At 67.6% G+C, this 10769-nt stretch carries 9 protein-coding genes; 5 read left to right on the forward strand and 4 right to left on the reverse strand.

The features are described 5' to 3' along the window. Positions 1-163: 163 nt before the first annotated feature. From QT386_RS16800 to QT386_RS16810, 3 genes are all read right to left on the reverse strand, one after another. The gene (locus tag QT386_RS16800) at positions 164-631 is read right to left on the reverse strand and encodes a DUF494 family protein (protein ID WP_289274895.1); all 468 of its coding nucleotides are present in this window, start codon (positions 629-631) and stop codon (positions 164-166) included. 165 nt (positions 632-796) lie between these two features. Continuing rightward, positions 797-1894 carry a DNA-processing protein DprA gene (dprA, locus tag QT386_RS16805; protein ID WP_289274896.1) on the reverse strand — a complete coding sequence of 366 codons (1098 nt, stop codon included), beginning with the start codon at positions 1892-1894 and terminating at the stop codon, positions 797-799. A gap of 94 nt (positions 1895-1988) precedes the next feature. Continuing rightward, positions 1989-3179 (reverse strand): LysM peptidoglycan-binding domain-containing protein, encoded by a 1191-nt coding sequence (locus tag QT386_RS16810; protein ID WP_289274897.1) that lies wholly within the window; start codon positions 3177-3179, stop codon positions 1989-1991. A gap of 108 nt (positions 3180-3287) precedes the next feature. Here QT386_RS16810 and def point away from each other — a divergent pair, with 108 nt between their 5' ends. The 3 genes from def to QT386_RS16825 are packed head-to-tail and all read left to right on the forward strand — an operon-like array spanning position 3288 to position 4932. Continuing rightward, complete coding sequence (gene def, locus QT386_RS16815) at positions 3288-3803, forward strand: peptide deformylase (RefSeq protein ID WP_289274898.1); 516 nt, start codon at positions 3288-3290, stop codon at positions 3801-3803. 5 nt (positions 3804-3808) lie between these two features. After that, positions 3809-4726, forward strand: a complete 918-nt coding sequence (gene fmt / locus QT386_RS16820) for a methionyl-tRNA formyltransferase (RefSeq protein ID WP_289274899.1) — start codon at positions 3809-3811, stop codon at positions 4724-4726. Then, on the forward strand, positions 4723-4932 hold the full coding sequence (locus QT386_RS16825; protein ID WP_289274900.1) for an oxidoreductase-like domain-containing protein: 210 nt from the start codon (positions 4723-4725) through the stop codon (positions 4930-4932). Before fmt ends, QT386_RS16825 begins: the two co-directional genes overlap by 4 nt. 177 nt (positions 4933-5109) lie before the next feature. On the opposite strand, the gene QT386_RS16830 is transcribed toward QT386_RS16825, so the two are convergent. After that, entirely contained in the window at positions 5110-8415 is a 3306-nt protein-coding gene (locus tag QT386_RS16830) for an EAL domain-containing protein (protein ID WP_289274901.1), read from the reverse strand. A 95-nt stretch (positions 8416-8510) separates the two neighbouring features. Here QT386_RS16830 and QT386_RS16835 point away from each other — a divergent pair, with 95 nt between their 5' ends. After that, on the forward strand, positions 8511-9548 hold the full coding sequence (locus tag QT386_RS16835) for a medium chain dehydrogenase/reductase family protein (protein WP_289274902.1): 1038 nt from the start codon (positions 8511-8513) through the stop codon (positions 9546-9548). A gap of 46 nt (positions 9549-9594) precedes the next feature. After that, positions 9595-10140: a dCMP deaminase family protein gene (locus tag QT386_RS16840; RefSeq protein WP_289274903.1), complete on the forward strand. Its 546-nt coding sequence runs from the start codon at positions 9595-9597 to the stop codon at positions 10138-10140. Positions 10141-10769 lie beyond the last annotated feature (629 nt).

Consider the following 10769-nt stretch of genomic DNA (forward strand, 5'->3'; position numbering starts at 1 on the left):
CCTGGCGCGATTTCTGGCAGCAACGCGTGTGCGTATGACTCACGGATAGGCTCTTTAAAGCGCTCGGCGCGGCGGGCGACTGCCCGCAGGGGCCTGCTTATATGCGGAAGACGCGCCGCCTGTCCAGCGCCGAAATACGGTGGCGGACCGGCAAGCCCCTGATTCAGTGCAGGAATTCGCCGCTGTAGTAGACCATCTCCTCGAGATGGGCAAAGGCGTCTTCCGCGTCCGGCTCGTTCATCAGCACCAGCAGGCAGACCCATTTGACCCGTTCCAGGTCGATTTCTTCGTTCAGCGCCATCAGCCGGTCGATCACCAGCTCGCGGGCCTGGGCGCCGAAGATGCCCAGCTGCTCCAGGTACATGATGAAGCCGCGCACCTCGGTGGATAACTTCGACAGCTCCTCCCGGGCGTAGACGCGGATGGCCCCACCGGGGCCGAAGACGATCGGGAGTTGCCGCTGCTGCGCCAGGCCGTCGACCCAGTCGAACGCGTGGGCAACCTCCTGGTCGGGAAATCCGGCCGCGATCAACTCGTCGCGCAAAGTGACCTGATTGTCGGAATCGGAGAACTCGCCTTCCTGGTAGTTCTCGAACAGATACATCAGCACATCCAGTACGGTCTCTTTCATGAAACGCTCCGGTGCTGTGTGTTTTTAATGTATTTCAAAGCAAATATGTTGAAATTATGTGAATCCCTTGATTTCGCCACCCTGTTGTTGTGATTTTATATATCACAATTTACGAGACTCTCAAGTTAAATCACGAGCGGGCCACTGCCCAGGATCGTGCAGCAATCATGCCGTAACCCGCAGCTTTTGGTATGTCCCTCCCGCCGCCGACGCGACCTCCCCGGCCAACTCCAGCGCCAGCAGCGCCTCGCTGAGCGCCGCAGCGTCCAACCCGCTACCCATCAGTAGTTGATCGAAGGACTGCGGTTCGGTTCCCAGGCTGTCCAACACCCGCGCCTGCACGGGATCCTCTGGCGGCGGGGCCGCCACCAGCGCCGCGCGCCGCGCGCGCAGTTGCGGGGCGATCTCCTCCAGGATGTCGTCCACCGACTCTACCAGCTTGGCGCCCTGGCGGATCAGTCGGTGGCAGCCACGCGCCATCGGGCTGTGGATGGAGCCGGGGATCGCAAACACTTCGCGGCCCTGCTCGTTGGCATAGGCCGCCGTGATCAGCGAGCCGGACTCCGGCGCCGCCTCCACCACCAGCACGCCCATCGACAGGCCCGAGATGATGCGGTTGCGACGCGGGAAGTGCTCCGGCAACGCCGCCACCCCCACCGGAAACTCCGAGATCATCAGCCCCTCGCGCACGATGTCATGGGCGAGCTGGCGATGGCGCGCCGGATAGACCCTATCCAGGCCGGTGGCGCAGACCGCGATCGTCATGCCGCCGGCCTCCAGGGCGCCGCGGTGGGCCGCCCCGTCGATCCCCAGGGCCAGGCCGCTGGTGATGCACAGCCCGCGGCGGGCCAGCTCCGCGGCGAAGGCACGGGCGTTCTCCAGGCCCTGCGGCGTCGCCGAGCGGGCTCCGACGATGGCCAGCTGCGGCAGCGCCAGCAACTCCGGATCGCCCTGGTAGAACAGCGCCCCGGGCGCCTGGGCGATCTGCCGCAGCCGCTCCGGGTAGCGCGGGTCGTCCAGCGTCAGCAGGCCGCGTCCGGGCTGGTCCAGCCATTCCAGGTCCAGGGCCAGGCCCTCCGGGTCACCCTGGACGAAGAACTGCAGGGTTTCGTCGGACAGACCCAGGGGGCGCAGCGCCGCAGCGCCGGCGGACACAGCCGCCTCCGCCGAGCCGAAGGTGGCGAGCAGGCGCGCCACGGTGGTGCCGCCGACGCCAGGGGCGCGCAGCAGGGTCAGCCAGGATTGCAGGGCAGGAAGTTTCACGACCGGAGCGTGAAACAGAACGCCCGCCGGGGGCAAGCCGTCTTGTGACGGGTTGCTGCCGGCGGGCGTGCAAAATCTCCGTGGCGCGGGGCGCTTACTCGATGGCGACGCGCGTACCAGGCTTGACCACCTTGTCCAGCGCATGGACCGGGCGGATCGCCGACATGACCAGCGCGTAGGACACGCGATCCTCGAGCTTGAACACCATCACCTGGCCGGCATAGGTCTCCGGCAGGGCGACGTACTTGATGCCATGCGGGTCCTTCGCGCTACGGCCGGCTTGCAGGATATCCAGCACGTGGCCCGCTTCCAGGCCATCGCGCGCGCCCTTGCTCAGCGTCACGACCTGGTACTGGCCGATTTGCGAGACGCCGTCGAACACCGACAGGATGCGGCCGGTGAACGGGCCCTTGGGCACGTGCGGGTAGAAGTTGGCCTCGAAGGTCTCGGACAGCGGCTTGATCAGGTAGTCGCCGGCGCGGGTCTCGCGATAGCTCTTGGTTAGCATCACCGTGCCGGGCTCGGCGAACTCGCGCACCTCGGCCTGCGCCACCGGGATGGCCTCGTAGCCGAGCAGCTCCTTGGTGTCCGGATCGATATAGCTCTGCCCCAGGCGCACCGCCTCCAGCGAGCTGCCGTGGCTGCGCTTGAGCTTCTTCACGTAGGCACCGTTGCCGCTGGCGCCGACGATGTGCAGATCGACGAAGTCGAGGATGTACGGCGCCTGCTTGAGCTGCTCCAGCGTCACCAGGCGCGGGCTGCGCAGGAAATCGCGGATCGCGTCGAGCGGGATCACCGGGATGGCCGCGCCCAGGTCGGACTCACGGATGCGCGGCGACAGGCGGTCCGAGGCTAGCTCCGGCTCGCGCGCCACGCGCGGGCGGCCATCGCGCCAGATCAGCGTCAGCACGTCGCCGGGGTAGATCAGGTGGGGATTCTTGACCTGGTCGTTGACGATCCAGACCTCGGGCCACTGCCAGGGCTCGACCAGGAACTTCTGCGAGATGCCCCAGAGCGTATCGCCCTTCTTGACGACATAGCGCAGCGGCGCGTCCTCGCGCACCGGGCTGCCCTCATCGGCGGCCACCGCCGCACGCTCGTCGTAGCTCAGCCCCTCGACCTCGGCCTGCAGCGGCTCCGCCACCGGCGCAGGACGCGCCACGGGCGCAGGAGGCTGCACGTTGGACGAGCTGCGTTCGCCCGGCGCCGTCGCGCAGCCGGCGGCGAGCGCGGCCGCAGCCAGCGCCAGAGCTTGAACTCGGTATAAAACGCTATACTTCCGCATGGCGGCACCTTCCCCGCGGTTACGCCGGATTTGCAGCAAACTCTAGATGAGTCAATCGTTTGCCGTCAAATCCAACAGTCGTTTCTAAGTTGTAGGCTGGTTCCTGACATGGCATTACTCGAAATCCTGCAGCATCCCGATCCCCGCCTGCGGCAGAAAGCCGCCCCGGTGACGCAGTTCGACGACGCCCTGCAGCGTCTGATCGACGACATGTTCGAGACCATGTACGCCGCCCCCGGCGTCGGTCTGGCCGCCACCCAGGTCGGCATTCCCAAGCGCCTGGCGGTGATGGACACCAGCGAGGACAAGGGCGAACCCAGGCCCATGGTAGTCATCAACCCCGAGATTTTCGAGGCCGGCGACCGCCAGAGCATGGACGAAGGCTGCCTCTCCGTAGCCGGCTACAGCGACAAGGTGGACCGCTACAACCGCCTGAAGATGCGCGCCCTGGACCGCCACGGCCAGCCTTTCGAGCTGGAGGCCGAGGGCCTGATGGCCCAGGCCATCCAGCACGAGATCGACCACCTCGACGGCAAGCTCTACATCGACTACCTCTCCAGCCTCAAGCGCGAACGCCTGCGCAAGAAGATGGAGAAGGAAGCCCGGCACAAGGCGAAGGGTTAGGCCACGTGCGCCTGGTCTTCGCCGGCACGCCGGACTTCGCGGTCGCGGCGCTGGATTCCCTGCACACCGCCGGCCACCAGATCGTCGGCGTCTATACCCAGCCGGATCGCCCCTCGGGCCGCGGCCAGAAGCTCAGCCCCTCGCCGGTGGCGCTGCGCGCCGCCGAGCTCGGCCTGCCCCTGTTCAAGCCCGAGAAGCTGCGCGGCGAAGCGGTGGACGAGCTGCGCGCCCTGGCTCCGGACGTGATGGTGGTGGTGGCCTATGGCCTGCTGTTGCCACAGGCTGTGCTGGACATCCCCCGCCACGGCTGCCTCAACATCCATGCCTCCCTGCTGCCACGCTGGCGCGGCGCGGCGCCGATCCAGCGCGCCATCGAGACCGGCGACGCGCAGACCGGAGTTACCATCATGCGCATGGACGCCGGCCTGGATACCGGCCCGATGCTGCTCGAAGAAGCCATCGCCATCACGGCCGACACCACCGCCGCCTCGCTGCATGACGAACTGCAGGCGCTGGGCAGCCGCCTCATCGTGGAGGCCGTGGCCGGGCTGGAGCGCGGTGGCTTGCAGGAACGCACGCAGCCCGTCGACGGCGCCACCTATGCCCGCAAGCTGAGCAAGGAAGAAGCGCGCATCGACTGGACGCGCCCCGCCGAGGAGATCGCGCGGCGCATCCGCGCCTTCAACCCGGTGCCGGTGGCCTGGAGCGAGCTGGGCGGCGAGCGCCTGCGCCTGTGGCTGGCACGTGCCGAGGCCGGCCGCGGCGAGCCGGGCACCATCGTCGCGGCGGATGCCCAGGGCATCGCGGTGGCGGCGGGCGAGGGCATCGTGCGCCTTCAGCAACTGCAATGGCCCGGCGGCAAGGCCATGGACGCCGCCACCGCGGCCCGCGGCCGCAAGCTCGCAGGAGAGCGCTTCACATGAGCGGTGTACAGCCCTTCCGCTACCCGACCCCGGACGAAACCGACCTGCCGCCATACCCGGACCAGCCGGACTGCTGCAATGGCGGCTGCGCCGTCTGCGTGCTGGAAGGCTGGCCGGAAGAAGTGGCTGCGTGGAAACAGCAGGTGGAAGAGATCAGGGCGAAGCGCGTGCCCGCCAGCCCGGGTCCGGAGCAAGCCTCATCGTAGGAGCGGCCGTTGGCCGCGACCTCTCGACTTTGGTGACTGCCCTGTCGCGGCCAACGGCCGCTCCCACCCAAAACCTGGAAAGCCAGGCGCCCGCCCGTTCCTCGGGACGGGCGGTGCTTCGCCACTACCCATCACCGCCCCCGCGATTCCGTGTTCCCCTTGCGCCCGCGCGCGCACTCACTGCGCCAGCAGTGCTTCCATGTCCTTGGGCGACATCGCCGCCCCCAGCAGGTTGCCCTGCACCAGGTCGCAGCGGTGCTCACGCAGGAACGCCAACTGCTGCTGCGTCTCCACGCCCTCCGCCACCACTTGCAGGCCCAGGGTTCGCGCCAGCGCGATGATCGCCTTGCAGATCGCCGCGTCGCTGTCGTCCACGCTGATGTCGCGAACGAAGGTCTGGTCCACCTTGAGGCGGCTCAGCGGGAAGCGCTGCAGGTAGGCCAGCGACGAGTAGCCGGTGCCGAAATCGTCCAGCGCCAGCTTCACGTCCATGCCGCGGATTTCCTGCAGGATGCCGACCACGCGCTCGACGTCCTGCATCAGCACCGACTCGGTGACCTCCAGCTCCAGCCAACGCGGGTCCAGGCCGCTGGAACGCAGCGCACGACTCACCTTGGAGACGATGTCGCGGCGGTAGAGCTGGAAGCCCGACAGGTTCACCGACACCGGCACGGTCCTGAAGCCACGCGCCTGCCAGTCGCGCGCCTGCCGGCACGCCTCGTTGAGCACCCAGTCGCCGATCTCCTCGATCAGCCCGCTCTCCTCCGCCACGCGGATGAACTGCCCGGCCAGCAGCAGTCCACGCTGCGGATGCTGCCAGCGGATCAGCGCCTCCATCGCCAGCACCTCACCACCGGCCGTGTCGAACTGCGGCTGGTAGTGCAGGCGGAACTCGCCGTTCTTCAACGCGCTGCGCAGGTCGTTCTCCACGCGCAGGAACTCGCGTACGCGGGCGTTCATGTCGGCGGTGAAGAACTGGAAGCTGTTGCGTCCAGAATTCTTCGCCACGTACATCGCGGCGTCGGCATTCTTCATCAGGCTCTCGGCGTCCTCGCCGTCGCCCGGATACAGGGCGATGCCGATGCTGCAGGTCACGCTGAGCAGGTGCTGGTCGATGGTCAGCGGCTGCTCGATCATGGCCAGCATCTTGGTGGCCACCTGCGACACCTGCGCCGCGTCCTGCACCTGCGGCAGCACCACCACGAACTCGTCGCCGCCGTGGCGCGCCAGGATATCGCTGCCGCGCACGCACATGCCGAGGCGCCGCGCCATCTCCTGCAGCAGCGTATCGCCGGTGCCATGGCCCAGCGAGTCGTTGATGTTCTTGAAGCGGTCGAGGTCGATGAACATCACCGCGAACGGCTGGCGGCTGAGGCAGGCCTCGGCCAGGATCTCCTCCAGGCGGCTGGCCAGCATCGAGCGGTTCGGCAGCCCGGTGAGCGCGTCGCTCTGCGCCAGGTAGCGGATATGCGCCTCGGCGTTCTTGCGCGCCTCGATGTCGGTGCAGACCACCACGTAGTGCTGCGGGCGGGAATCGCCGACGCGGATCGCGGACACCGTGGAATCGGTCCAGGCATGGCGTCCACCGGCCGCGCGGAAGCGCTTCTCCAGGCGGTAGCTGTCTCGGCGCCCCGATTCCACCTCCCGGAACAGCTCCATCTCGCGCGCGATGTCCTCCGGGTGTGTCAGCGAGGGGAAGTCCATGCTGCGCAGCGCCTCGGCGGAATAGCCGAGCTGCGCCTGGAACGCGGCATTGCTCTGCAGGATGCGTCCGCGGGCATTGGCGAAGGCGATGCCGGTGCTGGCGCTCTCGAAGATGCCGCGGAAGCGCTCCTCGCTCTCGCGCAGGGCCGCCTCGCTGCGCTGGCGCTGCTCCACCTCGCCGGACAGCGCGCGGTTCTTCTGCTCCAATTCGTCGGTGCGCTCGCCCACCAGCTGCTCCACGCGCGCCGCGCGGCCGGTGAGCACCAGCAGGAAGCCACCCAGCAATCCGGAAAACAGGAACACGCCCGCCTGCGTGATCCAGGCCTGCAGCGAGCGGTGCGCCTGCAGGTAGGCGTTGCCGGCGACCACCTGCAGATGCCAGTGGGCAGGGCCGAAGCTGAGCTCGCCCTCATGCACCAGACTGTTGGCATCCCGCAGCGGCATGCGGCCCGAACTGGAATAGAGCCGCGCACGCTCATGGCTGGCGCCGCGGTCCATCAGGACCAGCTCGACGCCTTGCGGCAGGCGGTCGCCCGCGACCTGCTTCATCAGGGCGTCGAACTGCAGCAGCGCGAAAACCAGGCCATCCCGGCGCCACGCACCGTTGGCCTGCGTCCTGCCCAACGGCGCCGCCACCAGCACGCCGCCACTGCCGTAGGCCACCGACGCCGGCAGATCGTGTGAAACCGCCAGCGCACGCGATGCCGTGAGGTTGTCCAGCAAGGTCTGCTGGCCGACGTCGCTGGCCAGGTCATGCCCCAACAGGGCCTGGTTGCCGTCGCGCGGCATGATGTAGGTGACCGGATAGTGCTCGCCGGCCAGGCGCGGGGCCCAGCCTAGCGAACGGATGCCCGGCGTGCCCAGCAACTGGCCGCCGGCAAAGGCGATGAAGTCCTCGGACGTCACCTCGGTGGAGGCCTGGTAGAAATCACCGAGTGTGCGCACCGCGCGCTCCGCCCCGACCAGCCGCTCTTTCAGGCCACGCTCCACCGCCTGTGCCTGTTCGCTGAAGGCGCTGCGGATGCGGCTGCTCTCCACCAGGTTGGTCTGCTGCACCACCAGGGCGCCCAGCAGCACCGAAATCGCCACCGAACCGACCACCGTCGGCAAGCGGCGCTGCCAGCTGCGGCGGCGCTCCAGCGCCCAGACCACCAACAGGGGAGCGATCAGGAACACGCCCATGGCGTCGCCCACCCACCAGGTGAAGCCGGTGAACAACAGGTCGCCCGGCACCACGCGGCGGCTGAAGTACAGCGTGGCAGTCCCCACGCTGGCGGCGATCACGCAGGACAGCACGCCGCCCAGCAGCATGAAGGAGAGCACATCGCGGCCGGAATCGAGCATCGTCGGCCAGCCGACATAACGCCGGATCAGCGTCGCGCCGCAGATCGCCTGCAGGCTGGAACCACTGGCGATGGCCACCGCCACCAGCACGCTCTGCGGCGAAAGGCCACCGCCAACCTTGTAGCCAACCGCGCAGTTCAGCAGCAGCGAGCCCAGCCATACGCCGGGCCAGAGCCCGCGGCCCCAGAGCAGCAGCAGGGCCAGGGAAATACCGGAGGGCGGCCAGATCGCGGTGGCATAGCCCGGAGGCTGCGCCAGCTGCAGGCCCAACCAGCCGGTACCCAGGTAAGCCAGCACCAGGACCAGCAGGCGCCAGGCAACGCCCACCCAGCGGTCCGCCGGACGGGCAAGGCGTTGGCGCCAGTCGCCGGCATCGTCCCCCTGGCCCCCACGGGCAGAGGGTCCTTCGGCGCCGGCAAGGTCCAGGGTTCTCATTCCGCCACGCTACGCGGATACCGGGGTCAGGGCAGTAGATACTATGTACCCGCGGCGCCGCTGCCGCCGCCATCGCCGCCGCTCGTCGCAAACCCATGAAAACCATCGTCATCGACCGCCCGGGCAGCTATGACCGCCTGCAACTGCGCGAGCAGCCGGACCCGAAGCCGCGCGCGGGAGAACTGCGCATCGCCGTGCGCCATATCGGGGTCAACTACGCCGACTGCGTCATCCGCATGGGCCTCTACGAATCCGCCAAGCGCCTGATGGGCTGGCCCATCACCCCGGGCTTCGAGGTGGCAGGCGAGGTCGATGCCGTGGGCGAGAGCGTGGAGGGCTGGCAGCCCGGCGATCCGGTGCTGGCCCTGACCCTGTTCGGCGGCTACGCCAGTCGGCTCTGCGTGCCGGCGATGCAGGCCTTCCGCATCCCGCCAGGGCTGGACAGCCCCCAGGCCGCTGCCCTGCCGACGATCTTCCTGACCGCCTGGTTCGCCCTGCACGAGCTGGCCCACCTGCGTCGCGGCGAGCGCGTGCTGGTGCATTCCGCCGCCGGCGGTGTCGGCAGCGCCGCCGTGCAGCTCGCCGCCCGGCACGGTGCCGAGGTCACCGCCGTGGTCGGCGGCGCGCACAAGCGCGAGTTGCCGCTGCGGCTCGGCGCCCGGCACGTCATCGTCAAATCCGAGCAGCCCCTCTGGGCCGAAGCGGAGCGCGTTGCCCCCAAGGGCTACGACGTGATCCTGGACCCCAATGGCGTGGAGACGCTGGGCGACAGCTACCGCCACCTGGCACCGCTGGGCCGGCTGGCGATCTACGGCTTCCACACCATGCTGCCGCGCACCGGCGGCCGGCCCAACTGGCTCAAGCTGGCCTGGGACTGGCTGCGCACCCCGCGCTTCGACCCCTTGAAGCTCACCGTGAACAACCGCAGCGTGCTGGGCTTCAACCTCAGCTTCCTCAGCGAGCGCGCCGATCTGCTGCTACCGGCCATGACGCAGATCCTGGCCGGCGTGGCCGCAGGCACCCTGCAGGCCCCGCCGCTGACCATCTACCCCCTCTCGGCCGCCGCCGAGGCCCACCGCGCCCTGGAATCCGGCCAGACCCAGGGCAAACTGCTGCTGAGCCCTGACGCTTGAAATGACCGCCATGCCTGACACAAGCTCCCCCTCAGGAGAGACCACGATGAGCGAACAGTTGCCGGACACCGACACCTACTACATGGGCATCGCCTTTGCCGTGCGCGAAAAGGCGAACTGCACCGGCAACCGCGTGGGCGCCGTGATCGTGAAGGAAAACCGCGTCATCTCCACCGGCTACAACGGCGTGCCGGAAGGCATGCCCAACTGCCTGGACGGCGGCTGCCTGCGCTGCCGCAATCCCGGCAGCCAATTCCGCTCCGGCGTCGGCTACGACCTCTGCATCTGCGTGCACGCCGAGCAGAACGCCCTGCTGTCCGCCGCGCGCTTCGGCATCTCGGTGCAGGACGCCACGCTCTACACCACCATGCAACCCTGCTTCGGCTGCGCCAAGGAGATGCTGCAGGCCAAGATCAGGAACGTGGTCTACGTCCACCCCTGGACCCCCAGCGATCCCGACCCTGAGATGGACCGCATGAAGAAGGCGGAGTACGACCGGATCGTGACGCGGCTGGGCGCGAAGCAGTTGAAGCTGGAGGATTCGCGGGCGACGTGGGCAGTGACGAGTTTGAGGAAAGCGCCGTTGGTGTGAGGCAGGACTTCTCCACGTTTACCGAGTGCATCGCGAAGAGCTGGGATGCCGGCGACTACGTCGGTCAGGTGCAGTGGATCTCTGATGGTTTATTTCGCCCAAGGGCGAGTCACTTTCTTTTCTTGTGAACCAACAGTAGGCGCCTCCAGGCGAAGAAAGTAATCAAAGAAACACACCCTGGGCCCGACCACCGGTCAGGCATCCGGGCAACAGGGGCCCGTACATCAGAAGCATTCGCTTCCGCTCACCAAGATTCGGAAGAGTGATTCCGAATTAACCTCGGCTGATCTCTGCCAGATCAGAGAAGCCGCTAAGCCCCCCTCGCGGGAGAGGGGTTGGGGACGAGGGCATGGATGCTCGAGGTAGGGCAATGCAGGAGCAATTGCCGAGGAGAGGAGCCTTCAAGTATCAATCCAACCGTTCGCCCTGAGCCTGTCGAAGGGTGAACGCTTCAGGTAGCCGCCCAACAAAAAAAGGCCGCGATCTCTCGCGGCCTTTTATTTCAACCTGACCCGTCCTGCCCAGGGTTGACACCTTTTCGAAGTCGAGAAGGAGAGTCAAATGGAATCAAGGGTTAAGAGGACGCAGCGCGATTACACGATGGCCTTTAAGTTGGCGGTTGTGGATCA

The organism is Solimonas sp. SE-A11, from assembly GCF_030345715.1.
Taxonomy (GTDB): Bacteria; Pseudomonadota; Gammaproteobacteria; order Nevskiales; family Nevskiaceae; genus Solimonas_A.

Bases quoted from the DNA above. Each gene is read 5' to 3' on its own strand.
- QT386_RS16810 (WP_289274897.1), bottom strand. From the start codon at position 3,179: ATGCGGAAGTATAGCGTTTTATACCGAGTTCAAGCTCTGGCGCTGGCT.
- QT386_RS16825 (WP_289274900.1), top strand. From the start codon at position 4,723: ATGAGCGGTGTACAGCCCTTCCGCTACCCGACCCCGGACGAAACCGAC.
- QT386_RS16835 (WP_289274902.1), top strand. From the start codon at position 8,511: ATGAAAACCATCGTCATCGACCGCCCGGGCAGCTATGACCGCCTGCAA.
- QT386_RS16800 (WP_289274895.1), bottom strand. From the start codon at position 631: ATGAAAGAGACCGTACTGGATGTGCTGATGTATCTGTTCGAGAACTAC.
- def (WP_289274898.1), top strand. From the start codon at position 3,288: ATGGCATTACTCGAAATCCTGCAGCATCCCGATCCCCGCCTGCGGCAG.
- QT386_RS16830 (WP_289274901.1), bottom strand. From the start codon at position 8,415: ATGAGAACCCTGGACCTTGCCGGCGCCGAAGGACCCTCTGCCCGTGGG.
- QT386_RS16840 (WP_289274903.1), top strand. From the start codon at position 9,595: ATGAGCGAACAGTTGCCGGACACCGACACCTACTACATGGGCATCGCC.